General features: G+C 70.0%; 23 protein-coding genes and 2 tRNA genes. 4 read left to right on the top strand and 21 right to left on the bottom strand.

The window, feature by feature from the left end; all coding sequences use genetic code 11:
• Positions 1-74: 74 nt before the first annotated feature.
• The 6 genes from STRVI_RS00120 to STRVI_RS00095 all read right to left on the bottom strand — a co-directional run bounded on the left by STRVI_RS00120 (position 75) and on the right by STRVI_RS00095 (position 4,800).
• Positions 75-815 carry a class E sortase gene (locus STRVI_RS00120; RefSeq protein WP_014053585.1) on the bottom strand — a complete coding sequence of 247 codons (741 nt, stop codon included), beginning with the start codon at positions 813-815 and terminating at the stop codon, positions 75-77.
• A 40-nt stretch (positions 816-855) separates the two neighbouring features.
• Positions 856-2,379 (bottom strand): class E sortase, encoded by a 1,524-nt coding sequence (locus STRVI_RS00115; RefSeq protein WP_014053584.1) that lies wholly within the window; start codon positions 2,377-2,379, stop codon positions 856-858.
• A complete protein-coding gene (locus STRVI_RS00110; protein WP_014053583.1) occupies positions 2,376-3,026 on the bottom strand; it encodes an aminodeoxychorismate/anthranilate synthase component II in 651 nt (216 codons plus the stop codon). The genes STRVI_RS00115 and STRVI_RS00110 overlap by 4 nt, the downstream gene beginning before the upstream one ends.
• Complete coding sequence (locus STRVI_RS52430) at positions 3,023-3,199, bottom strand: hypothetical protein (RefSeq protein ID WP_014053582.1); 177 nt, start codon at positions 3,197-3,199, stop codon at positions 3,023-3,025. Before STRVI_RS52430 ends, STRVI_RS00110 begins: the two co-directional genes overlap by 4 nt.
• An 84-nt stretch (positions 3,200-3,283) precedes the next feature.
• The gene (locus STRVI_RS00100) at positions 3,284-3,961 is read right to left on the bottom strand and encodes a class E sortase (RefSeq protein WP_014053581.1); all 678 of its coding nucleotides are present in this window, start codon (positions 3,959-3,961) and stop codon (positions 3,284-3,286) included.
• A gap of 68 nt (positions 3,962-4,029) precedes the next feature.
• Positions 4,030-4,800: a DUF881 domain-containing protein gene (locus STRVI_RS00095; RefSeq protein ID WP_014053580.1), complete on the bottom strand. Its 771-nt coding sequence runs from the start codon at positions 4,798-4,800 to the stop codon at positions 4,030-4,032.
• 145 nt (positions 4,801-4,945) lie between these two features.
• Here STRVI_RS00095 and crgA point away from each other — a divergent pair, with 145 nt between their 5' ends.
• Positions 4,946-5,203, top strand: coding sequence for a cell division protein CrgA (gene crgA, locus STRVI_RS00090; protein WP_014053579.1), 258 nt, complete (start codon positions 4,946-4,948; stop codon positions 5,201-5,203).
• Positions 5,204-5,538: 335 nt separating this feature from the next.
• Here crgA and STRVI_RS00085 read toward each other — a convergent pair whose 3' ends face one another.
• Together STRVI_RS00085 and STRVI_RS00080 are read right to left on the bottom strand one after the other, a co-directional pair.
• Positions 5,539-6,423, bottom strand: coding sequence for a rhomboid family intramembrane serine protease (locus STRVI_RS00085; RefSeq protein ID WP_014053578.1), 885 nt, complete (start codon positions 6,421-6,423; stop codon positions 5,539-5,541).
• 111 nt (positions 6,424-6,534) lie between these two features.
• The gene (locus STRVI_RS00080) at positions 6,535-7,068 is read right to left on the bottom strand and encodes a peptidylprolyl isomerase (RefSeq protein WP_014053577.1); all 534 of its coding nucleotides are present in this window, start codon (positions 7,066-7,068) and stop codon (positions 6,535-6,537) included.
• A gap of 296 nt (positions 7,069-7,364) precedes the next feature.
• Here STRVI_RS00080 and STRVI_RS00075 point away from each other — a divergent pair, with 296 nt between their 5' ends.
• On the top strand, positions 7,365-8,081 hold the full coding sequence (locus STRVI_RS00075; protein ID WP_014053576.1) for a DUF5324 family protein: 717 nt from the start codon (positions 7,365-7,367) through the stop codon (positions 8,079-8,081).
• Positions 8,082-8,225: 144 nt separating this feature from the next.
• On the opposite strand, the gene STRVI_RS00070 is transcribed toward STRVI_RS00075, so the two are convergent.
• Together STRVI_RS00070 and STRVI_RS00065 are read right to left on the bottom strand one after the other, a co-directional pair.
• Positions 8,226-9,377, bottom strand: a complete 1,152-nt coding sequence (locus tag STRVI_RS00070; RefSeq protein WP_014053575.1) for a response regulator — start codon at positions 9,375-9,377, stop codon at positions 8,226-8,228.
• A 187-nt stretch (positions 9,378-9,564) separates the two neighbouring features.
• Positions 9,565-9,637: transfer RNA gene (locus STRVI_RS00065), tRNA-Ala, on the bottom strand.
• Between the two features lie 118 nt (positions 9,638-9,755).
• Between STRVI_RS00065 and STRVI_RS00060 the strand changes: the two genes are divergently transcribed.
• Complete coding sequence (locus tag STRVI_RS00060) at positions 9,756-10,304, top strand: helix-turn-helix domain-containing protein (protein WP_014053574.1); 549 nt, start codon at positions 9,756-9,758, stop codon at positions 10,302-10,304.
• A gap of 45 nt (positions 10,305-10,349) precedes the next feature.
• Positions 10,350-12,059: a serine/threonine-protein kinase gene (locus STRVI_RS00055; protein WP_014053573.1), complete on the top strand. Its 1,710-nt coding sequence runs from the start codon at positions 10,350-10,352 to the stop codon at positions 12,057-12,059.
• A 201-nt stretch (positions 12,060-12,260) separates the two neighbouring features.
• On the opposite strand, the gene STRVI_RS00050 is transcribed toward STRVI_RS00055, so the two are convergent.
• From STRVI_RS00050 to dnaA, 11 genes are all read right to left on the bottom strand, one after another.
• Entirely contained in the window at positions 12,261-13,616 is a 1,356-nt protein-coding gene (locus tag STRVI_RS00050) for a hypothetical protein (protein ID WP_014053572.1), read from the bottom strand.
• Between the two features lie 211 nt (positions 13,617-13,827).
• The gene (locus STRVI_RS53395) at positions 13,828-13,962 is read right to left on the bottom strand and encodes a DLW-39 family protein (protein ID WP_003958712.1); all 135 of its coding nucleotides are present in this window, start codon (positions 13,960-13,962) and stop codon (positions 13,828-13,830) included.
• A 192-nt stretch (positions 13,963-14,154) separates the two neighbouring features.
• Positions 14,155-14,228: transfer RNA gene (locus STRVI_RS00045), tRNA-Ile, on the bottom strand.
• A 61-nt stretch (positions 14,229-14,289) separates the two neighbouring features.
• Entirely contained in the window at positions 14,290-15,069 is a 780-nt protein-coding gene (locus STRVI_RS00040; protein WP_014053571.1) for a DUF3566 domain-containing protein, read from the bottom strand.
• A gap of 3 nt (positions 15,070-15,072) precedes the next feature.
• Complete coding sequence (gene gyrA / locus STRVI_RS00035) at positions 15,073-17,697, bottom strand: DNA gyrase subunit A (RefSeq protein ID WP_014053570.1); 2,625 nt, start codon at positions 17,695-17,697, stop codon at positions 15,073-15,075.
• 42 nt (positions 17,698-17,739) lie between these two features.
• Positions 17,740-19,770: a DNA topoisomerase (ATP-hydrolyzing) subunit B gene (gyrB, locus tag STRVI_RS00030; protein WP_014053569.1), complete on the bottom strand. Its 2,031-nt coding sequence runs from the start codon at positions 19,768-19,770 to the stop codon at positions 17,740-17,742.
• A 310-nt stretch (positions 19,771-20,080) separates the two neighbouring features.
• A complete protein-coding gene (locus tag STRVI_RS00025; protein WP_014053568.1) occupies positions 20,081-20,635 on the bottom strand; it encodes a DUF721 domain-containing protein in 555 nt (184 codons plus the stop codon).
• On the bottom strand, positions 20,632-21,774 hold the full coding sequence (recF, locus tag STRVI_RS00020; protein WP_014053567.1) for a DNA replication/repair protein RecF: 1,143 nt from the start codon (positions 21,772-21,774) through the stop codon (positions 20,632-20,634). The genes STRVI_RS00025 and recF overlap by 4 nt, the downstream gene beginning before the upstream one ends.
• Positions 21,775-21,829: 55 nt before the next feature.
• Positions 21,830-22,711: a phosphogluconate dehydrogenase (NAD(+)-dependent, decarboxylating) gene (gnd, locus tag STRVI_RS00015; protein ID WP_014053566.1), complete on the bottom strand. Its 882-nt coding sequence runs from the start codon at positions 22,709-22,711 to the stop codon at positions 21,830-21,832.
• A gap of 104 nt (positions 22,712-22,815) precedes the next feature.
• Positions 22,816-23,946: a DNA polymerase III subunit beta gene (dnaN, locus tag STRVI_RS00010; protein ID WP_014053565.1), complete on the bottom strand. Its 1,131-nt coding sequence runs from the start codon at positions 23,944-23,946 to the stop codon at positions 22,816-22,818.
• Between the two features lie 829 nt (positions 23,947-24,775).
• Positions 24,776-26,635: a chromosomal replication initiator protein DnaA gene (gene dnaA / locus STRVI_RS00005; RefSeq protein ID WP_078505045.1), complete on the bottom strand. Its 1,860-nt coding sequence runs from the start codon at positions 26,633-26,635 to the stop codon at positions 24,776-24,778.
• Positions 26,636-26,785 lie beyond the last annotated feature (150 nt).

Below are 26,785 nucleotides of genomic sequence, written 5' to 3'. Positions count from 1 at the left end.
ATCCTGAGCAGGGTGCCGGGGGCTTCTTCGTGCTCAGCGACCGTCCGAGGGGCCGGGAGGCCGTCCCGAGGGGGTCAGCGCAGTTCCTTGGGGGGCGTGCGGTCCGCGTCGACCTTCTCGGTGCGCTCCAGTTCGCCCCAGACGATGTAGCGGTGGCGGGAGGTGTAGACGGGGGTGCAGGTCGAGAGCGTGATGTAGCGGCCCGGCCGCTTCCGGCCCGACTCCTTCGGGACCGCGTTCAGCACGTCCACGTTGTACTTCGAGGTCTCCGGCAGCGTCGCGTAGACCTTGTAGACGTACCAGGTGTCGCGGGTCTCGAAGACCACCGCGTCGCCGTCGTGGACCTTGTCGATGTTGTGGAATTTCGCGCCGTGCCCGTCCCGGTGCGCGGCCAGGCTGAAGTTGCCCTTCTTGTCCCACGGCATCGCGGACTTGACCGGCTGGGTGTAGTAGCCGGCCACGCCGTCGTTGAGGGTCTCGGTGCTGGTGCCCTTCTTGACCAGCACGTCGCCGTTGTGCATGGACGGTACGTGCAGGAAGCCGATGCCGTTCTTGGTGTCCAGCCTGCCCGGCCCCTGCTGCGACCAGTGCTTGCGCACCCGGTCGCCCTGCTTCTTCGCCTCACGGTCGGCCAGGACGTTGGTCCACCACAGCGAGTAGACGACGAACAGCGCGAGGATCAGCCCCGCGGTGATCAGCAGCTCGCCGAAGACCGCGATGGCCGCGGCTACCCACCCACGGCCGGGACGACGGCTGGGCGTTGCGGGCGGGCCGGGGTGCCGGTCCTGCCGCTCGTCGTGGTCGGTCCGTGCCACCGCGTCGTACCCCTTTTTCTGGTTTCCCGGCTGTACCCGCTCATTCGACCAGCGCGTCCGGCTTTCCCTTGCTACGCGGCCGCTCCTCGACCATCTTGCCCCAGAGGATCATCCGGTAGGTGCTGGTGAATTCGGGGGTGCAGGTGGTCAGCGTGATGTACCGGCCCGGCTCGGTGAAGCCGGAGCCGGGCGGCACCGGCTTGATGACGCCCGTGTTGGACGGCGACGTCTGCGGCAGGATGCTGCTCATCGCATAGGTGTAGTACCGGCTCTGCGTCTCGACGACGATCTCGTCGCCGGGCTTGAGGCGGTTGATGTAGCGGAACGGCTCGCCATGGGTGTTGCGATGCCCGGCGAGCGCGAAGTTGCCCTTCTTGTCCCACGGCATGGCGGTCTTCAGCGGGCTCTTGCCGTAGTGGCCGACCATGCCGCGGTCGAGCACCTTGTGCTTGTCGATGCCCTCCGCGATCGGGGCCTTCACATCCAGCTTGGGGATGTAGATGATCGCGAAGCCCTGCCCGGGGGAGAAGGTGCCCGGGTCCCGGTCGTCGCCGCCGTTCTCGTCCCACTTCTTCTGCAGGTTGTTCGCGGCGCCGTTGGCCTGCTGATGGGCACGGATGTTCGTCCACCACAGCTGATAGGTGACGAAGAGCAGCATCACCACGCCGAGCGTGATGAACAGCTCGCCGACCACCCGGCTCGCCACCACCCCGGGGCTGTCCTTACGGGCCCGCGCGGCGCGCTTGGCCTCCATACGGGTGCGGGGCGCGGCGTCCGCGGCGCTCCCCGCGCCCTCCGTGGGCCCTGTGGCGCCCGCCTCGGCCGTGCCGGGCCGGGCGCGGGAGCCATGCCGTCCGGCGCGCTTCCCGGCCCCCTGGGCGGCCTTACGGCGGGCGGCCCGGCCGTAGGGCGGGGGCTCGGCGCCGCTGTCCCGGTCCGGCTCGACCTTGCGCAGCGCCATGGTCCGGTCGGCGGGCGCCGCCTCCACAGCGCGCAGAGCGACCGTCTCGTCGGCGCCCCGGGGCGTCACCGGGGGCAGGACGGCCGTCTCCGCGGCCTCCGGGACGCGTGCGGACGGCTCGGAGGAACGTGCGGGCGTCCCCGGGGCGCGTACGGGCGTCTGAGCGGCGTGTGCGGCCCCTGAGGGCCCCGAGGACCCTGAGGGCCCCGAGGAAGCCGCACGGGCGCGTCGGCGCCCCGTGGGCGGCCCGGCGGCCTCAGCGCCCTCCTCCGGCCCCGCGGGGGCCGGGCGGGCGCGCCGTCGGCGGCCGGTGGGCGGCGGCACGGAGAGCGACGCGGTGCCCATGGCCCGCCCCGTGGGCCCGGCCGGGGCGGAGGGCCCGGCCGGGGCAGAGTCCGGCAGCGGGTCTGCCAGCGGGTCCCGTAGGCCCTCCGCGGCCGCCGCGAACGCGTCCGGGCCCACCGCGCCATGTGCGTCGCGGCCCCCATGCGCGCCATGGGCGTCATGGGCGGCGTGCTGCTCATGAGACCCGTACGGCGCGTACGGGGCGGGCTCCCGGGCGCCGTGGCCGGCGCCCTCGCGCTCAGGGCGCGGTCCGGTCACTCGCCGGCCTTACCGCCGACCGCCCCGACCACCGGGGCGAGCCCCGCGGACCGCCCCACGGCATCCGTGTCCCCGCACTCCACCAGCCAGTTGGCGAGCATCAGATGGCCCCATTCGGTGAGGACCGACTCGGGGTGGAACTGGACGCCCTCGACCCGCAGTGCACGGTGGCGCAGCCCCATGGCGATGCCGGTCTCCGTCCAGGCCGTGATCTCCAACTCCGGGGGCACCGTCCCCCGTTCCACGGCCAGCGAGTGGTAGCGGGTGGCGGTGAAGGGCGTGGGCAGTCCGCTGAAGACGCCGGTGCCCTCATGGGTCACCAGCGAGGTCTTGCCGTGCAGCAGCTCCGGGGCCCGTCCGACGACGCCGCCGTAGGCGACGGCCATGGACTGCATCCCCAGGCAGACGCCGAACACCGGTACCCCGGTGCTCGCGCAGTGCCGCACCATCTCGACGCAGACCCCCGCCTCCTCCGGGGTGCCGGGCCCGGGGGACAGCAGGACTCCGTCGAAGCCGTCCTGGGCGTGCGCGAGGGAGACCTCGTCGTTGCGCACCACCTCGCACTCGGCGCCGAGCTGGTAGAGGTACTGGACGAGGTTGAAGACGAAGCTGTCGTAGTTGTCGACGACCAGGATGCGCGCGCTCATCGCGGACCCCCCATTCCCTCGTCGACCGTCACGTCATTGAACGGCAGCAGGGGCTCCGCCCAGGGGAAGACGTACTGGAAGAGCACGAAGACGATCGCCAGCACCAGCACGAGCGAAATCAGCGCCCGCATCCATGCGTTACCCGGCAGATGCCGCCAGATCCAGCCGTACATGCCATCCCTACTCACCGATGACGAAGTCGATTGCAGCACCGGAGTGCAGCACCAGAGTAAGGGGCGCGGGGTGGGGCCGGAGGGTCACCTGTACAAAGCCTTGGGCTTGCCTTGGGCAACCGATTGGGTCGCGTCGAGGTGCGCCCAGGTGATCAGGCGGTGGCTGTGGCCCCACTCCGGCTCACAGGTCGTCAGCGTGAGATAGCGCCCGGGGCGCCGGAAACCGGACGCGCGCGGCACCGGATCGATCACCCCGGTGTCGGTCGGCAGGGTGCGGTAGGGCCGCCGGTCGACGCGGTAGGTGAACCAGGTGGTGCCGTCGGTCAGCACCACCGCGTCACCGGGGCGCAGCGCGGGGAAGTCCTTGAAGGGGTCGCCGTAGGTGCGGCGGTGCCCGGCGACGGCGAAGTTGCCGAGGGCACCGAGGCGGGCGGTGCGGGAGTAGTGGCCGAGCCCCTTCTTCAGGGTGCCGGTGGCGGTGCCCTCGAGGACGGGCTTGGCCCAGCCGGCGCCGAAGCGCGGGATGTACATGATCGCGAAGGAGGCGCCGGACTCGTGGCGGCGGGGCTCGGACGAGGGCTCGGCGCCGGCGGTGACCGTGCCGGTGGCCCATCGGTCCTGGAGGTGATCGATCTCGCCGTCCATGGCCCGGTCGGCCCGCACCGAGGTCCAGTACAGGACGTAGACCACCAAAAGGATGATCAGGGCTCCGACGGTGACGCAGATCTCACTGAGCGTCCTGACGATCAGCCGCGTTCTCATCGGCCCCCACTGTCCGCCCCGCTGACCCCGTACCGCCGGCCCGTGCCGCGTACCGGTGTCCGCCGGTGCTATCCGATGGGCTGTGCCTGGTGCAGATCCACTGTGCCGGAGTAGCCGGGAAGAGTCACCTTGTCGTGCTGGTCGACTTTCCAGCCGAGGCCGTACGCGTCGACATAGCTGCGGTAGTTCTGGATCGTGGGCGAGGCGGTGAGGGCGGCGCTCAGCTTGCCCCGGTCACCCACGGCGGTGACCTTGTAGGGCGGTGAGTAGACCTGGCCCTGCAGGATCAGGGTGTTGCCGACGCAGCGCACCGCGCTGGTGGAGATCAGCCGCTGATCCATGACCTTGATCCCCTTGGCGCCGCCCTGCCACAGGGCGTTGACCACGGCCTGCAGGTCCTGCTGGTGGATGACGAGATCGTTGGGCTGGGGATCCGGGACGCCGGGGATCTGCGGGGTGGCGTTCGGCGGGGCGTCGGTGAGGGTGACCGTAAGGCCGGCTCCGGAGAGTTTCCTGGTGCCGGCGGTCTTCTCCAGCTCGGCCAGCTTGCGGCGCTCGGCCTGGGTGCTGCCATTGTCCCGGCGGGCGAGGGCGTCGACCTCGGAGCGTATTTTGCCGGTGCTGTCGCCCAGGGTGCCGTTCTTACGGCTGCGTTCCTGGATGAGATCGGAGAGCCGCAGCATCGATTCATCGCTGCGGATGTTGGTGCCCTGAGCCGTGTTGAAACTGGTCCAGAAGATCACTCCGGCCAGCGCGAAGACCGCGCCGGTCAGCAGTCGCACGGGCCGGAACCGGGGGCGGCGGGACGCCGGGGTGGGGGAGTCAGCGGAATTGCTCAACGTACCCTTACTCCTTACGACGCCGCGGAAGGACTACGCTAACGGACGTGTGGGGGAGGGACGTGGTCCCCGTCGCTGTCCCGCCCCGGCGCCGTCCGTACACATCCCAGCGCGGTCACGCAGCGCATCGACAGGAGAGTTCCTCGTGCCGAAGTCACGGATCCGCAAGAAGGACGACTTCACGCCGCCGCCGGCGAAGCAGGCAGCCAGCATCAACTTGAACAGCGGCCGCCGGTGGGTGGCACCGCTGATGCTGGCCATGTTCCTGATCGGCCTCGCGTGGATCGTCATCTTCTACGTGACCACGGGCGATATGCCGGTCAAGTCGCTCGGCAACTGGAACATCGTGGTCGGCTTCGGCTTCATCGCCGCGGGCTTCGTCGTCTCCACCCAGTGGAAGTGACCCGGCTGTCCCCACGCCGGTCCCCAGGTTGTCCACAGAGTTATCCACAGCCGGGGAAAACTCAGAAGATCTGTGGATAACCTCCGCCGTGTTGACGCCGGTGTGACCGGCGACGGGCGTCTGTTCGATCGTTCACACCCCCGCCTTCCTGCGAAAACGCAGGTCAGTCGGGGGTCGTACGCAGGTTCTCCACAGGTTGCGTATGATCCACCACTTGCTGTGGACAACTGACCGAGCCCGGCACGGCCCAACGCGCCGGAGATCGCCGGGAACCGTCCACGGCCCTACGGGAGGACATCCGCGGCGGCCTGCCGAGCGCCGGCCGGCCGCGCCGCTCAGCCGGTGAGCTGGATCGTCCGGATCCACACCATCGCGATGATCGCCAGCAGCACCAGGGCGCAGGTCCCGCGCTGCACCAGCGCCCGCTTCTCGCGGGGCGCGTGCACCATCCCGTACGCCACCACCGTGCCCGCGACCAGGCCGCCGACATGGGCCTGCCAGGCGATTCCGGACCAGGTGAAAGTGAAGAGCAGATTCAGCGCCAGCAGCGCGATGACCGGCCGCATGTCGTAGTTCAGCCGACGCATCAGCACGGCGGTGGCGCCGAGCAGGCCGAAGATCGCGCCGGAGGCGCCCAGCGACGGCTGGTTCTGTGCGGCGAGGAGATACGACAGCGCACTGCCGCCCAGCCCGGACAGTATGTAGAGCACGATGAAGCGGACGCGGCCGAGCGCGGCCTCCAGCGGTCCGCCGATCCACCACAGCGACAGCATGTTGAAGGCGATGTGGATGAGCTGCTGGTGAAGGAAGATCGAAGTGACCAGCCGCCACCACTGGCCCTCGGCGACTCCGACGATCTGCGCCGCGCCGGGGTCATAGGCCCGCCCGACCAGGTCGAGATCGTTCACCAGCCGGTCGCCCGCGGACAGCGCCGCGAGCCATACCGCGATGTTGATGGCGACCAGGATCTTGGTGATCAGCCGGGGGTCCGAGGTGATCGTGCCGCCGGCCATGGTGCGCGGCTGGACGGCACGCGGCGGGGGACCGGCGGCCGAGGCCCCGGCCCCGGCGGGCATCCGTCCGCTCACGCACTCAGGGCAGTGGAACCCCACAGAGGCGCTGATCATGCACTCGGGGCAGATCGGGCGCTCACAGCGGGTGCAGCTGATGCCGGTCTCCCGCTGAGGGTGCCGATAGCAACAGACCGCCTGGTCCTCCATGATGTCCCCTCGCCCCTTGTCCACTTCTGATCGGGCGTTCCCCCGCCCCGCTTGTTCACACGGACACTTGTTCACACGGACAAGCGGGGCATGAAAGTTCCCCGTACGGGCTCAGCCCTCGCGGGTCTCCACGACGACCGACTCGATGACGACGTCCTGGAGCGGACGGTCGGTGCGCGGGTTGGTCGCGGTGCCCACGATCGCGTCGACGACCTTCTTGCTGGCCTCGTCGGCGACCTCGCCGAAGATGGTGTGCTTACCGGTCAGCCATGCGGTCGGGGAGACCGTGACGAAGAACTGCGAGCCGTTGGTGCCCGGGCCGGCGTTGGCCATGGCCAGCAGGTACGGCTTGTTGAAGGCCAGGTCCGGGTGGAACTCGTCACCGAACTCATAGCCGGGACCCCCGGTCCCGTTGCCCAGCGGGTCCCCGCCCTGGATCATGAAGCCGCTGATCACCCGGTGGAAAACGGTGCCGTCGTAGAGCTTCTCCTTGGCCTTCTTGCCAGTGGCCGGGTGGGTCCACTCGCGAGTGCCTTCGGCCAGTTCGACAAAGTTCTTGACCGTCTTGGGGGCGTGGTTCGGCAGCAGCCGGACCACGATGTCGCCATTGTTCGTCTTCAGGGTGGCGTAAAGCTGCTCGGCCACGATCAACCTTCCATCGTTTTCACTTCCGTCTCCTGATCCTCGCACGGACGCAAGGTCGACGAGTAGCCGCGGAGGCGGCGCCGGGCGCGCCGATCCGCGTGGTTTCAAGGAGAATCCTCCCTATGACCCAGATGCCCGGTCACGCATGCCGGCCGTGCTGCGAACGGGCATGATCTCTACAAACAGGCATGATCTTTCTTGGGATGGAAACACGAAACTGGGCAAATAGAGCGCGCGACGAAAACGCACGACTCTGAACCCGGGAGCTTGACCACGCCACCGAGGAGGAGGATCCCGTGACCCGCATTGACAGCGTGCGAGCCGCGACCGGCACAGCCAAGGGCAGCGTTCTGCACGCCGCGGAGGCGGTGGCGCCCTACGCCGGCACGGCCAAGGACACCGCATCGCGCTACGCGCACGAGGCCCGCGTACGGCTGGCGCCGAAGGTGTCGACCGCGGCGCACCAGGCCCGGTGCACGGCCGGTGCCCAGTACCACGCCCATATCGAGCCCAGGCTCAACCAGGCCCGCGGCACCCTGCCGCCGAAGGTGGACCAGGCCGCCACCCGGGCCGCCAAGCGCACCCGTAAGGCCGCCCGCCACGCCGCCGACTACACCGGTCCGCGGATGGAGCAGGCGATGGCCGGAGTGCGCGCCGCCGCCGGACCGGCGCGCGAGGAGGCCGCCGTCCGCACGGCCGCGGCCATCGCGGCGCTGCGCACCCATGTGACGGCCGCGGAGATCGAGAAGCTGGCCAGGAAGCACCGCCGCCGGGCCCGGGCCGCCCGTGTCGCCAAGCGTGCGGCCTTCATCGGACTGGTCGGCGCGGGCGTCTTCGCCGCGTGGAAGTGGTGGGACAAGCAGGCCAACCCCGACTGGCTGGTCGAGCCCCCGGCGGCGACCGAGGTGGGCGACCGCGAGCGGCTCTCGGCGGTGGACGGCAGCGACCAGGGCGCCCTCGACCCCGAGGTGCAGGCCAAGCAGGCCGAGGCCCGCAGGGACGACGAGCGCTGAACGACGACCGCTGAACGACGCCGCACACGGCGTCCGGCGCGGCCCTCCGCGAGGGGCGGGAGATCGGATGATCTCCCGCCCCTCGTCCCGTCTCCGGCCCCGTATCGGATCGGTCCGGCCCGGTCCGAGCCGTAGGGCCCCGGCTCAGTCCGCCGGGTCCTCCCCCTGGGAACGGCGCTGCCGGCGCTCCAGGAAGATCTCGGTGAAGACCGAGACCTTGGCCCGCAGCGCCCAGGGGTCGAACGGCTTGGCCATGTAATCCACCGCACCGGCCGCATAGCCCCGCGAGGCGTTCTCGGGGTCGGCGCCCATCGCGGTGAGGAAGATGATCGGGATATCGCGGTTACGGGAACGCCGCTTGATGTGGGCCGCCGTCTCATAGCCGTCCATCTCGGGCATCTGCACATCCAGCAGGATCACCGCGAAGTCGTCATGGTCGAGCAGCGCCTTGAGGGCCTCCTGCCCGGAGGTCGCGGTCACCAGCTCCTGGTCGAGCGTGGCCAGCACGGCCTCCATGGCCAGCAGATTGTTCTGCTGGTCGTCCACCACGAGGATCTTCGGCCGCGGCCCGGTGCCCCGCTTGGGCGCCGCCGGTCCCTCCGGGGCCGCGGGCTCGTCCTCCGGCTGCGGCACCGCGGCCGGGGGCTGGGACTCCACCATGGCAAGCTGCCGCTCCAGGACCAGGCAGCGCTCCTCCGCCAGCCGGCCCCGCAGCCGCACGTCTTCCAGCTCCTCGGCGAGCCGCCCCACCTCCTGGCGGAGCAGATCCCGCTCCTTGATCAGCTCCTTCCGGTCCGGCAGCTCCCGCTCCAGCGCGTCCGCCCGGGCCCGCTCCGTCGCCCATGCCGCCTCGGCCTGGTTCAGCCGCACCTCGAGATCGGCGATGCGGTGCTTGCGGTCCAGCAGCGCCTCGCCCAGCACGTCCTGGTGCGCCATGGACACCCGCGCGTCCCGGTCGGCGTCGGCCAGCTGGATCTGCAGGATCTCCATGGCATGCCCGGGGGAGCGGCTGGTGCGGACCGCGGCCCGGTGCAGCTCCCGCACCAGCTCGATGGCGGCGGGGGTGGGAGCGACGCCCCGCCGCGCCGCGAGATCGGTGAACAGATCGAAGACGAACTCCCACGGCGGGATGCGGGTGCCGCTCAGAAACCGCGAGATGGTGCCCGGATCCCGGTGTCTGCGCACGGCGTATCTGCGCACCGAGATCCCCAGCCCCAGGAACAGCTTCCTCAGCTCCACAGCGAACGCCCGGCACTCCTCGGGCAGGTTCTCGCCCAGCGGATGCAGCTCACCCATCGTGTCCCCCTGTACGGCGGCCCGCGCCGATCAGACGACTCCCGGGCGATCTGCCCGAGTTGTGGAAAACACCCTGGAGCATCCCGTGGGTGTTGCGCCGGGCAATGACAGGAGTGGCAACACCGATATCAAGGGCGAAACAAACCAGCCAGGGCATCGATCACGATGTCCTGGCTGGTGACGAAGGTGGAGCCTAGGAGAGTCGAACTCCTGACATCCGCCATGCAAAGACGGCGCTCTACCAACTGAGCTAAGGCCCCGTCGCCGATCAGGATACCTGCTACCGGCCACCATTCCCGACCGGGTATCGCTCGTGCGTAGCCCTCTCCGTAGGATGCCACGCAAGATTCGCGGCAGCGAAGCGAAGGGGAGAGCGAGATGGACGCAACACAGCAGGATGCCACCGCGCGCGCACGGGAGCTTCAGCGCAGCTGGTACGGGGAACCGCTGGGGGCGCTCTTTCGCCGTCTCATCGATGATCTCGGTCTGAACCAAGCCCGTCTCGCCGCCGTGCTCGGGCTGTCCGCGCCCATGCTCTCGCAGCTCATGAGCGGCCAGCGCGCCAAAATCGGCAACCCCGCCGTCGTCCAGCGGGTGCAGGCGCTGCAGGAACTGTCCAGCCAGGCGGCGGACGGCAGGGTCAGCGCCGCCGAGGCCGCCGAGCGCATGGAGGAGATCAAGAAGTCCGCGGGCGGCTCGGTCCTCAACTCCACCCAGTCCACGGCGACGAGCACGGGCGCCCCGACCGTTCGGCGAGTGGTGCGCGAGATCCAGTCGCTGCTGCGGTCCGTGGCTGCGGCGGGGGACATCATCGATGCCGCCGACTACCTCGCCCCGACCCACCCCGAGCTGGCAGAGTTTCTCCGTGTGTACGGCGCCGGGCGGACCGCCGATGCGGTCGCCCACTACGAGGCGCACCAGAGCTGACGGGCTGAACTGCTGACGAGTCGATGACGGGGCGGGCACGGCGCGATGGGTGAGATCTTCGCGGGCCGGTACGAGCTGGTGGACCCGATCGGGCGTGGGGGCGTGGGCGCCGTATGGCGCGTCTGGGACCACCGCCGCAGACGGTACGTGGCAGCGAAGGTGCTTCAGCAACGTGACGCCCATACGCTGCTGCGCTTCGTCCGGGAACAGGCCCTGCGGATCGATCACCCCCATGTGCTGGCACCGGCCAGCTGGGCGGCCGACGACGACAAGGTGTTGTTCACCATGGATCTGGTGGGCGGCGGCTCGTTCGCCCATCTCATCGGGGACTACGGCCCGCTGCCGCCCCGCTATGTGTGCACCCTGCTCGACCAGCTTCTCTCCGGACTCGCCGCGGTGCACGCCGAGGGCGTGGTGCACCGGGACATCAAACCCGCGAACATCCTGCTGGAATCCACCGGGACCGGGCGGCCGCATGTCCGGCTGTCCGACTTCGGCATCGCGCTGACCAAGGGCGAGCCGCGCCTCACCGAGGCCAACTACGTGATGGGCACGCCGGGTTACTTCGCGCCCGAGCAGATGATGGGCGACGACCCGGACTTCCCGGCGGACCTCTTCGCCGTGGGGCTGGTGACGCTCTATCTGCTCAACGGGCAGAAACCGGACGCGGAGGCGCTCGTCAAGCTCTTCGAGCAGGGAGTGCCGAACGCGCCCACGGGGGTGCCGGAACCGCTGTGGCAGGTGATCGCGGGTCTGCTGCAGCCGGACCCCGAGAACCGCTTCCGCACCGCCACGGGAGCGCGGAAGGCGCTGGCGACGGCCGTCGACCTGCTGCCCGAGGCCGATCTGGACGACGACGCCATCGAGGTCTTCGACCATCTCGGGCCGCTGCCCGCCGGGTTCGACCACAACGGACCGACCCGGCAGCGCCGCCGCCACGCGAAGACGGACCCACCCCGAGAGAACGGCGCGAACGGCACGGCGCCCTCCCGGCCCCAGCCCACCGCCGACGCCGCCCCCGCGGGCCCCGCCGCCGAGGCGGCCCCACCGCAGCCGGCCGCCCCACAGCCGTCCATGTCCGACACCGGCAGCTTCACCCTCCCGCCGCCGCTCCCCCGGACCGACCAGCCAGGGACACCGCATACCGAGCCCCCGTCCGGCCAGGCCCCGCGCACCGGGGCTCCGGGGGCTCCATCCTCCGGCGTCCCGCACGCCGAACCCCCGCACGCCCAGGCGCCCCTGAGCCGGACCCCACCGCCCCACCCCGCGGGCCCACCGACACCGACGCCCCCGCCACCGACCGACCGGCCCGCGACTCCGCCCCCGCCGGTCCAGCGGCCGTCGATGCCGCAGTCGATGCCCCACCCACTGACCCCGCCGACCCCCTCGACGGCGGCCCCGCTGCCACCGGCACAGCCGCCCGTGCACCATCCGCACCACGCACAGCAGCCCCCACACCCCGTACAGCCGGTGCACCACGCGCACCCGCATACGCCCACCCCCGCTTCCGCTCCGACCGCGGCTCCCTCGCCGACACCGACGCCAACGCCGACACCCACGCCGACTCCGACCCCGACACCAACGCCGCCCCCGCGTGACTTCCCTTCTACTCGTCCATACACCGCAGAGCGGCCGCGGGTTCCCTCGGCGACGCGGCGGCGCCCCGGACCGTCCCGGAAAGCGGCGCTCTCGATCCTGATCGTCGCGGCGGTGTGCTTCGCCGTCGGCGCATGGGCGCTGGTGGCCGCGGGCTGAGCACGGACGGGCCCGTGCACTGAGCACGGACGGGCCGCGAGCTGACGTCGCCCATGCGCCGCGAGGGCGCCCCCACCGGCGTCACCGCCGCCAACGTCACCCCCCTGACGACACCCCGCCACCGCCACCGCCACCGCCACCGACGTCACACCCTCTGACGGCGCCCCCTCACTCACCACCCAGCGAAAGCAGCGCCCCCAACTACCACCCAGGCGGCGCCCCGTACCGCTGCGCCGCCGCCCGGCGCCGGGCGGCGAGCGTCCACGCGCCGAGCCCGAGCACCAGAGCCGTCCCCGTGCCGATCCCCGCGTACCCCACCACCCGCAGCGCGGTCGTCTTCGAGTCGCCCGCGCCGGAGCCAGGACTCGCCATCCGGTCGTCGTCCGCGGCATCCGGATGGTGCTTGGCCGCCTTCCGGTCGGCCGCCGTGAGGCCGAACCCCGCCTCGACCGGGTCCTTGTCGTAGCTCGGCCCGCCGCGCGCGGAGCCCGCGACCCGTACCCGCAGGACGACCGGCACCGAGCCGTTCAGATGCGGTGCCACCTGCGGCGGGTTGACGGTGACCGCCAGGAAGTACCCGCCGCTGAAGCTCATCGCGCGGACCGTGGAGCCGGTGTTGGCATACCGGTTTCCGTAGGCCACCGGCGCGGTGGCCACCTGGGTGCGGGGCGATTCACCGTCCTGCGCGGCGGGGATGCCCCGCTTGGCGAGCCCGCGCGCCGGGTTGTACGCGTGCATCGCCAGGGCGCGGTCGAGCAGACGGGTGCTCTGGTCCTTGCCGTCGGCGGACAGTTCGGCGGCGGCGGTGAGGCGCTGCCCCCAGTCGACGGGCACCCGGTAGAAGTGCGTCTCCCCCGGCGTGATCTCGTCCTTCCACACCCCGCTCCCCAGGGTCGGCGCGTCGGTGAAGCCGCGTCCGCCGCGCCGCGGCCAGGGAGTGCCGTCCGGCGGCTTGGGTGACGGCGTGCTCCAACTCCCCTCCGGAGCCGCTCCCGTGGCCCCGCCCTTCACCGGTGGCTCCACCATCACCCGGAGCTCCACAGGCCAGCGCTCCGGGTCCGGTGACCCGTCCTGGCGCTCCACCGTCACCACATAGCGACCGGCCTCGTGGCAGGAGGCCGGGCCGGAGTCGATCTGGCGGGCGGCGTAGTCGGCGAGGGGATAGGCGACGCCATTGGTTTCGATCTTCGGGGCGGCGGTGCCGCAGATGCCCCCGTCAGGGCTCTCCAGCGTCACCTTCACGCCGTCGCGGTACGAGGTCACGTCCGCCCCCGGCCGGGGCGCGGCGACGGCCGAGACGTAGGCGGCCGACTTCGTGTCGAGCGTCACGCCGTAGTACCGCTTCTCGCCCGGCCCGACGCTGTCGACATAGGGGCGGCCGGCCGCCAGGGATGGGGCGTCCGAGTCGGCGTCGGCGCCGGATATCCGAGTGCCGCGGGTCTCGTACGCCCGGGCCCCGGCAGCGCCGTCGGCGAGGGATCTCCCCGGCGCCGCGGCCACCGCGCACAGTGCCGCCACCGCGGCGAGACCGGCCCTGACCTTGCGGCGGTCCTTCATCGCGCGTCACTCCTCGTCGTACCGGCCGGTCGGCCCGTTCAACTTTGCCTGTGCAAGCTATTCGTTTGCGAGAGTGAAACACGAAGGCCCCCCGGCATCCCATCCCCCGGCGCCCCGGCCCCTTCCCCCCACGGCGCCAGTAAAGCGGACGGGGCCCCGACCGCTCCAGCGGTCGGGGCCCCGTACTGGGACTGTCTTAGGAGCTGGGAGCTCACACACCCGAACCTGCGGGCACGGAGTCGGTCGCCTCCGTCCACAGATCCTGCTCGGCGCGATCCGCCTGGATCTGGCGGTACACGAGGAGCCCGCCGATGGCGGCCAGTGCGACCAGGAGCAGCTTCTTCACCGCGCTACCTCGTCTCTTTCTTGACGTAGGGGACCTCTGGCGCCCGATGATACACACCGACCGATACCGATCGGTGACCTATGACCGGCATTGGCCGGTGAGAAACCGGGCAGGAACCGGGGATCAACTCCCGGCCCCCCATACGACATCAGCCTGGATGAAGAAAATCTCCATCCAGGCTGATCGCTACGGTGGGGCTAACAGGACTTGAACCTGTGGCCTCTTCCTTATCAGGGAAGCGCTCTAACCGTCTGAGCTATAGCCCCGCGCTGCACCGAAAGATTAGCGCACGACCTGCCCCGTCCCAAAATCGGTAACGGCGGGCCGCTACTCGTCCTCAGCCAAGGTCAGCTCGACGCCACCCACGAAGCCCGCCGACAGGTTGTAGATGAAGGCCCCGAGCGTGGCCAACGCGGTGGCCAACACCACGTTGATCACGGCGATGATCCCGGTGAACCCGAGGACACGCGGAAGCGACAGGAAGGACTGCAGGTCGAACCCGCTGCCCTTCTGCGACTCCGTCGCATCGCTGATGGTGCCACCGACCGCGCTGAAGACGCCCATGGCGTCCATGACCATCCACAGCACCGCCACCGCGATCACGGTGCAGATCCCCAGCGCGATCGCGAGCAGGAAGCTGACCTTCATGACCGACCACGGATCGACCCTGGCGACCCGCAACCGCGCCTTACGGGTCCGCGGCGCCTGACGGGCCCCCGCGGGCGTACGGGGGCGGCGGACGGCCGTGGCGGCCTGCTGGTGCCCCGACTGGGCGGCCTGGCCCGGCTGCCCGGGCACCGCGGAGCCGACCTGTCCGGCCCCGCCGCCGGGCGGCGGGGCGTAGGCCTGCGGCGGGTGGTACGGCTGCGCGGGCTGGGAGGGGGCGGGACGCTCGTTGGGGAGCGGGCTGGAGTACTGGGGCTTCGGATGCGGATCGCGCTGCGGCCGCAGCTTCCGGGTCTCCGTCACCGAAGCGGGGGCGGAGTCCCCGGCGGGGCCACGGGCGCCTTCCCCAGCGGTGGTGCCGCCCGCCGCAGTCGGGGCTCCCGATCCCGGACGCCCTCCGGCGTCCGCACCGCCGCCCGCGGCACCCGTGGCTCCACTCACGACTTACTCCTCGGTCTCGTCGGCCGGGGGCAGTGTGCCCTCGACCGCCTCGGACGCGGCCTCCTCGGCTGGCGCGCTCCCGGTCGCGGAATCTTCCTCGACCTCTTCAGCCTCACGACCGGCCTCGGCGTTCCGGGCGATGCCGACGACGGCATCGCGCTTGCCCAGGTTGATCAGTTGGACGCCCATGGTGTCACGGCCCGTCTCCCTGACCTCATTGACCCGGGTACGGATCACGCCACCGCTGAGCGTGATGGCGAGGATCTCATCGGTCTCCTCGACCACCAGCGCCCCGACCAGGGAACCGCGGTCCTCGACGATCTTCGCTGCCTTGATCCCGAGGCCGCCGCGCCCCTGGACGCGGTACTCGTCGACGTTGGTCCGCTTCGCGTACCCGCCGTCGGTGGCGGTGAACACGAACGTACCGGGCCGGACGACATTCATCGAGAGCAGTTCGTCGTCCTCGCGGAAGCTCATGCCCTTCACACCGGAGGTCGCGCGCCCCATCGGCCGCAGCGACTCGTCCGTCGCCGTGAACCGGATCGACTGGGCCTTCCTGCTGATCAGCAGCAGATCGTCCGCGGAGGACACCAGCTCGGCACCGATCAGCTCGTCCTCGCGGCCGTCCGCCATCTCCCGGAGGTTGATCGCGATCACGCCGCCCGAGCGGGGCGAGTCGTAGTCCTTCAGCGGAGTCTTCTTCACCAGGCCGGACTTGGTGGCGAGCACCAGATACGGCACCGCCTCGTAGTCCCGGATGGCCAGGATCCGCGCGATCTTCTCATCGGGCTGGAACGCCAGCAGATTCGCGACATGCTGGCCGCGCGCCTCCCGGCCGGCGTCCGGCAGTTCGTACGCCTTCGCCCGGTAGACCCGGCCCTTGTTGGTGAAGAACAGCAGCCAGTGGTGGGTGGTCGAGACGAAGAAGTGGGAGACGATGTCGTCCTGCTTCAGCTTCGTCCCGCGCACGCCCTTGCCGCCGCGCTTCTGGGAGCGGTAGTCCTCGGTCTTGGTGCGCTTCACATAGCCGCCACGCGTGATCGTGACGACGATGTCCTCCTCCGCGATCAGGTCCTCGATGGACATGTCACCGTCGAAGGGCACCAGCTTGCTGCGCCGGTCGTCGCCGAACTTCTCGACGATCGCGGTCAGCTCCTCGCTGATGATCTGCCGCTGCCGCTCGGGCGAGGCCAGGATCGCGTTGTACTCGTCGATCTTGGACTGCAGCTCGTCATGCTCCTGGACGATCTTCTGACGCTCCAGCGCGGCCAGCCGCCGCAGCTGCATCTCCAGGATCGCGTTCGCCTGGATCTCGTCGATCTCCAGCAGGCCCATCAGGCCCCCGCGCGCGGTGTCCACCGTGTCGCTGCGCCGGATCAGCGCGATGACCTCGTCGATCGCGTCCAGTGCCTTGAGCAGACCGCGCAGGATGTGCGCCCGCTCCTCGGCCTTGCGCAGCCGGAAGCGGGTCCGGCGGACGATGACCTCGATCTGGTGGGTCACCCAGTTGCGGATGAACGCGTCCAGCGAAAGGGTGCGCGGCACACCGTCGACCAGCGCCAGCATGTTGGCGCCGAAGTTGGTCTGCAGATCGGTGTGCTTGTAGAGGTTGTTGAGGACGACCTTGGCGACCGCGTCCCGCTTGAGCACGATGACCAGGCGCTGGCCGGTGCGCGAGGAGGTCTCGTCGCGGACGTCGGCGATGCCTCCGACCTTGCCGTCCTTCACCAGGTCGGCGATCTTCTGCGCGAGGTTGTCCGGGTTCACCTGGTACGGCAGCTCGGTGACCACCAGGCACTGCCGGCCCTGGATCTCCTCGACCTCCACGACCGCGCGCATCGTGATCGAGCCGCGCCCCGTGCGGTACGCCTCCTCGATGCCCTTACGGCCGACGACCAGCGCACCGGTCGGGAAGTCCGGGCCCTTGATCCGGTCGATCAGGGCCTCGAGCAGCTCCTCCTGGGTGGCCTGCGGATTGGCCAGGAACCACTGGGCGCCCTCGGCGACCTCGCGCAGATTGTGCGGCGGGATATTGGTGGCCATGCCGACCGCGATCCCCGCCGAGCCGTTGACCAGCAGGTTCGGGATGCGCGCCGGGAGGACCGTCGGCTCCTGGTTACGGCCGTCGTAGTTGTCCTGGAAATCGACGGTCTCCTCGTCGATGTCCCGGAGCATCTCCATGGCCAGCGGGTCCATCTTGCACTCGGTGTACCGCATGGCCGCCGCGGGGTCGTTGCCCGGGGAGCCGAAGTTGCCGTTGGAGTCGACCAGCGGCATCCGCATGGACCACGGCTGAGCAAGCCGCACCAGGGCGTCGTAGATCGACGAGTCGCCGTGCGGATGGTAGGTGCCCATGACGTCGCCGACGACGCGGGCGCACTTGTAGAAGCCCTTCTCGGGGCGGTACCCGCCGTCGTACATCGCGTACAGCACCCGGCGGTGCACCGGCTTGAGGCCGTCCCGGACGTCGGGCAGCGCACGGCTGACGATCACGCTCATCGCGTAATCGAGGTACGAGCGCTGCATCTCCGTCTCGAGGCCGACCGGCTCGACGCGGAGTGCGGCGCCTTCGGCGAGCTCGTCGGAGGTCAGTTCATCGGGCGTGTTCGGGGTGTTCTCGTCGGCCATTGCTGGTCAAAGTCCTTCTGTCGTCTGCGGCTGGGGGCCGACTCAGATGTCGAGGAAGCGGACATCCTTGGCGTTGCGCTGGATGAACGAGCGCCGTGCCTCGACGTCCTCACCCATCAGGACCGAGAACAGGTCGTCGGCCTGCGCCGCGTCGTCCAGGGTGACCTGGCCCAGGACGCGGTGGTCGGGGTCCATCGTGGTGATCCGCAGCTCTTCGGCGTTCATCTCGCCCAGACCCTTGAAGCGCTGGACCGAGTCGTCCCTGATGCGCTTGCCCTGTGCACGGCCGGCCTGGATCAGCGCGTCCCGCTCCCGGTCCGAGTACGCGTACTCGAAGTCGTCCCGGCCCCACTTGATCTTGTAGAGCGGCGGACGGGAGAGGAAGACATGCCCCGCCTCGACCAGCGGGCGCATGAAGCGGAAGAGGAAGGTCAGCAGCAGGGTGTTGATGTGCTGGCCGTCGACATCGGCGTCCGCCATCAGAATGATCTTGTGATAGCGGAGCTTGTCGATGTCGAAGTCCTCGTGCACCCCGGTGCCGAAGGCGGAGATCAGCGCCTGGACCTCGTTGTTCTGGAGGATCTTGTCGACCCGGGCCTTCTCGACGTTCAGGATCTTGCCGCGGATCGGGAGGATCGCCTGATACTGCGGGTTACGGCCGGACTTGGCCGAGCCGCCGGCGGAGTCACCCTCGACGATGAAGATCTCGCACTTCGACGGGTCATTGGACTGGCAGTCACTCAGCTTGCCCGGCAGCGACGCGGTCTCCAGCAGCCCCTTACGGCGGGTCAGATCCCGCGCCTTACGGGCCGCGACCCGGGCCGTCGCCGCCTGGATCCCCTTGCGGACGATGTCCGCCGCCTCATTGGGGTAGCGGTCAAGCCAGTCGGCGAGATGCTCGTTGACGACCTTCTGGACGAAGGTCTTGGCCTCCGTGTTGCCCAGCTTGGTCTTGGTCTGGCCCTCGAACTGCGGCTCGCCCAGCTTGACCGAGATGATCGCGGTCAGGCCCTCGCGGATGTCCTCACCGGTGAGGTTGTCGTCGCGCTCCCGGAGCAGCTTCTTGTCGCGCGCGTACTTGTTGATCAGGTACGTCAGCGCGGCGCGGAAGCCCTCCTCGTGGGTGCCGCCCTCATGGGTGTGGATGGTGTTCGCGAAGCTGTAGACACCCTCGGTGTACTGGGTGTTCCACTGCATCGCGATCTCGAGGGAGAGCAGCCGTTCCTTGTCCTCGGCCTCGAACCCGATCACCGTGGGGTGGACCAGCTCACCCTTGCGGGAGTTGAGGTAGGTGACGAAGTCGACGATGCCGCCCTCGTAGTAGTACTTCACGGAGAGCGGCTTGCCCTCCTCGTCCACATGGGCCTCGCGCTCGTCCTTGAGCGAGATCGACAGGCCCTTGTTGAGGAACGCCATCTCCTGGAAGCGCCGGGCCAGCGTCTCGAAGGAGTACTCGGTGGTCTCGAAGACGTCCGGGTCCGCCCAGAAGGTGACCGTGGTGCCGGTCTCCTCCGTGGCCTCGTTCCGGGCCAGGGGCGCGGTCGGCGCTCCCGTCTTGTAGTCCTGGGTCCAGCGGTAACCGTCCGTCTTGACCTCGACCGACACCTTCGAGGACAGGGCGTTGACGACGGAGACTCCGACGCCGTGCAGACCGCCGGAGACGGCGTAGCCGCCGCCGCCGAACTTGCCGCCCGCGTGCAGCACGGTCAGCACGACCTCCACGGCCGGCTTCCCCTCCGAGGGGACGATGCCCACCGGGATCCCGCGGCCGTTGTCCACGACGCGGACGCCGCCGTCGGCGAGGATCGTGACCTCGATGCTGTCCGCGTGACCGGCCATGGCCTCGTCGACGGAGTTGTCGACGACCTCTTGGACGAGATGGTGCAGGCCGCGCTCACCGGTGGAACCGATGTACATACCGGGTCGCTTGCGGACCGCCTCCAGCCCCTCCAGGACGGTGATCGCACTGGCGTCGTACGACGGCGGAGCCAGGGCCTCGCTGTCGGACGTGGACGGGATGTTTTCGATGGGGTTGCCGGAATCGGCCACGAAGCGCCCTTTCTGGCACAGCACAAGCCGTCTCCGGGCAGGCTGGAGCGGCTGCGTCGTTCAACATGTGTCCGCAAGCGCTCGGTGCGCCAGCGGCGACGGTGTACCGCCCCAGTCTACCGGTAGCGCCGACAAGAATGGGGGCTTGCTGGCGCCTGAGTCCGCATGTGCCGCCCTGAACCGGCTGCCAGCGACTCCCCATATGCGGGGACGGGCTCCAAGAGGCTCACACCGCCACTCAGCGCTTCGAGCTGTCAACCACCGGCAACCGTGACCGGGGTCTCAGCAGTCACCCTGTTACCCCCGGTTAACACGGGGGCGCACAAGCCCCCGGTCAGCCGTAGGTATCGCCCGGGCCGGTGGAGCCCGGGGAGCGCAGCGGGCCGTAGCGGCGGGCCGGGCCGCCGGGGCCCAGCACCTTGATCATCTTGACGGTGCCATGACCCAGATCCGCGTTCAGCCGGGCCACGAGCTGCGGGGCGAGCAGCCGGAGCTGGGTCGCCCACGCCGTGGAATCACAGCGCACCGTGAGCACCCGGGCGTCCTCGTCGTACCGCTGGGGCTCGCAGTGCTGCGCCACCTCGGGCCCCACCATCTGGGGCCAGCGGCCCATCACGCCGCCGACCGCGGCCGGGGCCTCCCAGCCGCGCTCGGTGATCAGCCGGTTGATCGCCGCACCGAGCGGAAGCGGATCGCGGCCATCGGCGCGCGCGCCGGAGCGCAAGCCCCCTCTGCGCGCCTGCTTCTTCTGCTGTGCCGCGGCTCCCCGGGCGCGCGCCTGCTCCTTGGCGGCGCGCAGCGCCACCCGCGCGAGATCGACGCCCGAGGGCTCGGGCACCGGCGAGGGCCCCGCAGGCTGGTCCATTCCGTCGGTCATTCCGTCGGTCATACGCGCCGTACCTCGCCCTCGGACACCGCATAGCGCGTGCCGGACAGCACCTGCGGAACGTCATCCTCCACCGCCGCGGTCACCAGCACCTGCTCCCCGGGGGCGACCAGCTCGGCCAGCCGCTCCCGGCGCCGCTCGTCCAGCTCCGCGAAGACGTCGTCGAGCACCAGCACCGGCTCGCCCGCCTCGGTGCGCAGCAGATCGTAGGAGGCCAGCCGCAGGGCGAGGGCGTACGACCAGGACTCGCCATGGCTGGCGTAGCCCTTCGCAGGGAGCCGGCCCAGCTTGAGGACCAGGTCGTCGCGGTGCGGGCCCACCAGCGTGACCCCGCGCTCGATCTCCTGCTTACGGGCCTCGGTCAGGGCGGCCATCAGCAGCTCGCACAGCTCCTCGCGGCTGCCCGCCTCGGTCAGCCCCTCACCGGCCGAGCCGCGGTACTCCAGCAGCACGGGGCCCCCGCCCGGAGCGAGTTGCTCGTACGCCTTGTCGGCGAGCGGCTGGAGCACGGCGATCAGATCGAGCCGCTGGGCGAGCAACTCGGCACCGGCCCGGGCCAGATGCTGGTCCCAGACGTCGAGCGTGGACAGGGCCGCGTCGCCGCCACCGCTGCGCGAACCGTGCCGCCGGGCCAGGGCCGCGGTCTTCAGCAGGGTGTTGCGCTGCTTGAGCACCCGGTCGTAGTCGGAGCGGACTCCCGCCATCCGGGGCACCCGCGCGGTGATCAGCTCGTCGAGGAAGCGCCGGCGCTCGCCCGGATCGCCCTTGACCAGGGCCAGATCCTCGGGCGCGAACAGCACCGACCGCAGGATCCCCAGCACATCACGCGGTCTGACCTGCGAGGACCGATTGATACGGGCGCGATTGGCCTTGCCCGGGTTGAGCTCCAGCTCGATCAGCTGCTGCCGGTCACCCTGGACGACCGCGGCCCGGACCACGGCCCGCTCCGCGCCCATGCGCACCAGCGGGGCGTCGGAGGAGACCCGGTGGCTGCCGAGGGTGGCGAGATAGCCGACGGCCTCGACGAGATTGGTCTTGCCCTGGCCGTTGGGCCCGACGAAGGCCGTGACGCCCGGGTCGAGCGCCACCTCGGCCCGGGTGTACGAGCGGAAGTCGGCGAGCGAGAGATGCGTGACGTGCATAGTGGGCTGCGCCGACCTCCCCCGGCTGAACTGCTTGCTCCACCCCGTGGGGTGGTTACTTGTCGCTGCTCTCGACCGCGTGGCCGCCGAACTGATTGCGCAGCGCGGCGATCATCTTTATCTGCGGCGAGTCCTCCTGACGGGAGGCGAACCGGGCGAAGAGCGCCGCGGTGATCGCGGGCAGCGGCACGGCGTTGTCGATCGCCGCCTCCACGGTCCAGCGGCCCTCACCGGAGTCCTCCGCGTAGCCACGCAGCTTCGCCAGGTGCTCGTCCTCGTCCAGGGCGCGCACGGCCAGGTCAAGCAGCCAGGAGCGGATGACCGTGCCCTCCTGCCAGGAGCGGAAGACCTCGCGGACGTCGGTGACCGAGTCCACCTTCTCCAGCAGCTCCCAGCCCTCGGCGTACGCCTGCATCATCGCGTACTCGATGCCGTTGTGGACCATCTTGGCGAAGTGGCCCGCGCCGACCTTGCCGGCGTGGACGGCGCCGCCCTCGCCCTCGGGCTTGAGCGCGTCGAAGACCGGCTGGACCTGGGCCACATGCTCGGCGGCGCCGCCGTACATCAGGGCGTAGCCGTTGTCCAGGCCCCAGACTCCGCCGGAGACACCGCAGTCGACGAAGCCAATGCCCTTGGCGTTGAGCTGCTCGGCGTGCTTCTCGTCATCCGTCCAGCGGGAGTTCCCGCCGTCCACCACGATGTCGCCGGGCGACAGCAGCTCGGCCAGCTCGTCGATGGTGATCTGGGTGGGGACGCCTGCCGGGACCATGACCCACACCACGCGCGGGCCCTTGAGCTTGTTGACGAGCTCATCGATGCTGTGGACATCGGCGACGTCCGGGTTCCGGTCGTAGCCGATGACGGTGTGGCCTGCGCGGCGAATGCGCTCGCGCATGTTGCCGCCCATCTTGCCGAGGCCGATGAGACCGAGCTCCATCAGTGATCCTTCATGCCGTAGTGCGTTTCGTTTCGCGGTGAGTCCGAGCCTACGCCCGCGGGTAGCCGCACAGATGTGGGCTACACCTGCTCATTCGCTCGCTCTCAGCCGCTGAGTCGCACCGGCATGATCAGGTACTTGTACGCCTCGTCCGCCTCGGCGTCCATGGCGGGCCTGCCACTGAGCAGCGCGGGCTTGGTCGAGGTGGTGAAGGACAGCTGGGCGACCGGCGAGTCGATCGCGCTGAGGCCGTCCAGCAGGAACGTCGGGTTGAAGGCGATCGAGATGTCGTCGCCGTCGAGCTGGGCGTCCACCCTCTCCACAGCCTGTGCATCGTCGCTGGATCCGGCCTCCAGGATCAGCACGCCCTGCTCGAAGGTGAGCCGCACCGGGGTGTTCCGCTCGGCGACCAGGGCCACACGCTTGACGGCCTCGACGAACGGGGGCGTCTCGATCACCGCGACCGAGTTGAACTCGGTGGGGAAGAGCGTGCGGTACTTCGGCAGATCGCCCTCGAGCAGCCGGGTGGTCGTACGGCGCCCGGCGCCCTCGAAGCCGATCAGACCCTCGCCCGCACCCGAGCCGGAAAGCGCGAGCGCGACAGTGTCACCGCTGGTCAGCGACTTGGCGGTGTCGAGAAGCGTCTTGGCGGGCACCAGCGCGACGGCGGAGATGTCGGGGGTCTCGGGCTTCCACAGGAACTCGCGGACCGCGAAGCGGTAGCGGTCGGTGGAGGCCAGCGTGACGGTGTCGCCCTCGATCTCGATCCGCACACCCGTGAGCACCGGCAGGGTGTCGTCACGGCCGGCGGCGATGGCGACCTGGGCAGCGGCGGCGGCGAAGACCTCACCGGGGACGGTGCCGGTCGCGGTCGGCATCTGCGGCAGCGTCGGGTATTCCTCCACAGGCAGGGTGTGGAGTGTGAATCGCGAGGAGCCGCAGACGACGGTCACCCGCACCCCGTCGCTGGAGATCTCCACAGGGCGGTTGGGGAGGGCGCGGCAGATGTCGGCGAGGAGCCGGCCGGAGACGAGGACCGTGCCGTCGTCCTCGATGTCGGCCTCCACGGAGACGCGGGCCGAGACCTCGTAGTCGAAGCCGGAGAGGCTGAGCGCGCCTTCCTCCGCCTTCATGAGGATGCCCGCGAGGACGGGCACCGGCGGTCGGGCCGGGAGGCTGCGGGCCGTCCAGGCCACCGCCTCCGCGAGTACATCGCGCTCCACCCGGATCTTCACCGTAAGCCGCCTCCTGCTGTTGCTGGCTCGCCCTGCTGGCCTTCGTCGTCGGCTGAGTAGCCGGAGACCAGTCTGACGCACGCCGCCGACAGTCGGTGCGGCTCGGGGTCAAGTCGGTGCGCGGGGTGTCGGGCGGCTCGGCCCGAGGTTGTGCACAGGCCCCACTTCGAAGCGGTTTCCTCGCTATAACTCTGTGGTCGTAGTAGTAGGGCCTGTGGAAACCGTGGAAAACTGACTTTTCCCTGGTCAGCGGCGGTTTTTTGTCCACCGGGCCTGTGGGTGACGGCGGTGGACAACCAGGGTTGTCTGTGGATGCCGAAGAGTTCTGCACATGCGATGCACAGACATCGCCCGGTTCTCCCCAGCGTCGTCCCCAGTTTTACCCACCTTCCCCACAGCCCAACCCGCCTCCTTGGTGTGACGCCTTTCACTCGCACCGGTGACCGTGGCCATTTCGTTGCCGAACAGTGGACAGCGGTGTGGAGAAGCTGTGGGCAACGGGCCTTCGGCTGTGGGTTGCCGGTGGACAAGCTGATGCGCGGCCTGTGGGTATCTCGATCATCCACAGTCTGTGGACTCCCGATAGCCACAATTCCACAGCCACCTGACCTCGGCGGATGCCCTCCCCACCGGACAGCCTGTGGACGCGATCGGGACAACTTCCACGTCCCCAGGGTGTGGACGGTGGATGGGCCGCGTATCTGTGGAGAACCGGGCCGGCCGGGCCGAGAATCGAACAGCTCGTAGGGATGAACGACGAAGGGCGTCCCGGGAGTTGTCCCTCCCGGAGCGCCCTTCAGCGGTTCGTGGTGGCCCCTGCGGGCCCCTCTCAGCCGTTCTTGATGCGGTTGGTCAGCTCGGTCACCTGGTTGTAGATGGAGCGCCGCTCGGCCATCAGCGCCCTGATCTTGCGGTCGGCGTGCATGACCGTCGTATGGTCGCGGCCGCCGAACTGCGCGCCGATCTTGGGCAGCGACAGATCGGTCAGCTCCCGGCAGAGATACATCGCGATCTGCCGCGCGGTGACCAGCACCCGGCTGCGGGAGGCGCCACACAGATCGTCGACCGTATGCCCGAAGTAGTCGGCGGTCGCGGCCATGATCGCGGTAGCGGTGATCTCCGGGGCCGCGTCCTCGCCGCCGGGGATCAGATCCTTCAGCACGATCTCGGCGAGCCCGAGGTCCACCGGCTGCCGGTTCAGGCTCGCGAAGGCGGTGACGCGGATGAGCGCGCCCTCCAGCTCACGGATGTTGCGGGAGATCCGCGAGGCGATGAACTCCAGCACCTCCGGCGGCGCGTTCAGCTGCTCCTGCACCGCCTTCTTACGGAGGATCGCGATCCGCGTCTCCAGCTCCGGCGGCTGCACATCGGTGATCAGGCCCCACTCGAAGCGGTTACGGAGCCGGTCCTCCAGAGTGACCAGCTGCTTGGGAGGCCGGTCGGAGGAGAGCACGATCTGCTTGTTGGCGTTGTGGAGCGTATTGAAGGTGTGGAAGAACTCCTCCTGCGTCGACTCCTTGCTCGCCAGGAACTGGATGTCGTCGACCAGCAGGATGTCCATGTCGCGGTAGCGCCTGCGGAACGCGTCCGCCTTGCCGTCGCGGATGGAATTGATGAACTCGTTGGTGAACTCCTCCGAGCTCACATAGCGCACCCGGGTGCCGGGATACAGGCTGCGCGCGTAGTGACCGATGGCGTGCAGCAGGTGGGTCTTGCCGAGCCCGGACTCCCCGTAGATGAACAGCGGGTTGTACGCCTTGGCCGGCGCCTCGGCCACGGCGACCGCCGCGGCGTGCGCGAAGCGGTTGGACGCGCCGATGACGAAGGTGTCGAAGAGGTACTTGGGGTTCAGCCGCGCGGTCGGCTCACCGGGGCCGGACGCGGGCGCGGGCTGAGCGGCGAGCGGGCCGGGGGCGCCGGTCTGCGAGGGCAGGAGGGGCGGTCCGCCGCGAGCGCGCTCGAGCGGGTCGGGCAGGTCGTGGCGCTGCTCGTACGGCGGGCGCTCGGGGCCCGGCCCGGGACCGCCGCCGGGGCCGCCGCCGGGGCCGCCCGGCCCGGGGCGCTCGGCGCCCGGCCCGCGGTAGTCGCCGCGCCGCTGCTGGTCGTACGGCTGCTGGCCATAGCCGGACGGGGCGTGCTGGGAGGCGTAAGGATCGCCCTCGGGGAAGCCGCCGAGCCGGGGCTGCTGCCAGCCGTAGTCGTCACGGGGCCGCGGCCAGGCGCCCGGCTCGGGGCGCGACTGCTGATAGCCGGGGTACGCGGGGCGGGCCGACGGCAGATCGTCCGGCGCCTGGCGGCCATAGCCGTCCCGGCCGTCGTAGCTCTCGTAGGACTCGCGCTGCTCACGGTTCTCGTAGGACTCGCGCTGTTCGCGCTGGACCTGCGGCGGGACGACCGGTTCGCCGGCGGACTCGTCGACGGTGATCGCGATGCGGATGGGGCGGCCGCACTCCCGGCTCAGCGTTTCGCTGACGACGGGGGCCAGCCGGCCCTCCAGCACGCCCTTGGCGAATTCATTGGGGACGGCGAGCAGCGCGGTGTCGGCGACCAGCGCGAGGGGCTGGCACCGCTTGATCCAGTGCTCGTCCTTGGCCTCGACGCCTTGCCCGCCCTGTCCCGAGCCCTCTCCCAGCAGCCGCTCGAGCACGCGTGGCCACACTGCGGCAAGATCGGCAGGTACGTCAGCCACAGGGCACGCTCTCTCAGCTCGCTGGGTGGGGGACGCCGACAGGTCCCACGAATGCGTGGTTCTCGGGACGGGCGTGAAGGAATCAGAGCCCAGCCACGGTAGTCAGGCCGGGGTGCGCGGTTCAAGTCGTTGTCCACAGGGTGTGCACAA

Source organism: Streptomyces violaceusniger Tu 4113 (assembly GCF_000147815.2).
Classification (GTDB): Bacteria; Actinomycetota; Actinomycetes; order Streptomycetales; family Streptomycetaceae; genus Streptomyces; species Streptomyces violaceusniger_A.
The sequence above is the reverse complement of the archived record's forward strand: the minus strand, read 5'-3'. Positions and strand labels throughout refer to the sequence as shown.

Excerpts from the sequence above, each read along its gene's own strand:
- STRVI_RS00070 (WP_014053575.1), bottom strand. The coding sequence starts at position 9,377 with ATGGGTGAGCTGCATCCGCTGGGCGAGAACCTGCCCGAGGAGTGCCGG.
- STRVI_RS00110 (WP_014053583.1), bottom strand. The coding sequence starts at position 3,026 with ATGAGCGCGCGCATCCTGGTCGTCGACAACTACGACAGCTTCGTCTTC.
- STRVI_RS00050 (WP_014053572.1), bottom strand. The coding sequence starts at position 13,616 with ATGAAGGACCGCCGCAAGGTCAGGGCCGGTCTCGCCGCGGTGGCGGCA.
- STRVI_RS00025 (WP_014053568.1), bottom strand. The coding sequence starts at position 20,635 with ATGACCGACGGAATGACCGACGGAATGGACCAGCCTGCGGGGCCCTCG.
- STRVI_RS00085 (WP_014053578.1), bottom strand. The coding sequence starts at position 6,423 with ATGGAGGACCAGGCGGTCTGTTGCTATCGGCACCCTCAGCGGGAGACC.
- gyrA (WP_014053570.1), bottom strand. The coding sequence starts at position 17,697 with ATGGCCGACGAGAACACCCCGAACACGCCCGATGAACTGACCTCCGAC.
- STRVI_RS00060 (WP_014053574.1), top strand. The coding sequence starts at position 9,756 with ATGGACGCAACACAGCAGGATGCCACCGCGCGCGCACGGGAGCTTCAG.
- STRVI_RS52430 (WP_014053582.1), bottom strand. The coding sequence starts at position 3,199 with ATGTACGGCTGGATCTGGCGGCATCTGCCGGGTAACGCATGGATGCGG.
- recF (WP_014053567.1), bottom strand. The coding sequence starts at position 21,774 with ATGCACGTCACGCATCTCTCGCTCGCCGACTTCCGCTCGTACACCCGG.
- gnd (WP_014053566.1), bottom strand. The coding sequence starts at position 22,711 with ATGGAGCTCGGTCTCATCGGCCTCGGCAAGATGGGCGGCAACATGCGC.
- STRVI_RS00100 (WP_014053581.1), bottom strand. The coding sequence starts at position 3,961 with ATGAGAACGCGGCTGATCGTCAGGACGCTCAGTGAGATCTGCGTCACC.
- STRVI_RS00055 (WP_014053573.1), top strand. The coding sequence starts at position 10,350 with ATGGGTGAGATCTTCGCGGGCCGGTACGAGCTGGTGGACCCGATCGGG.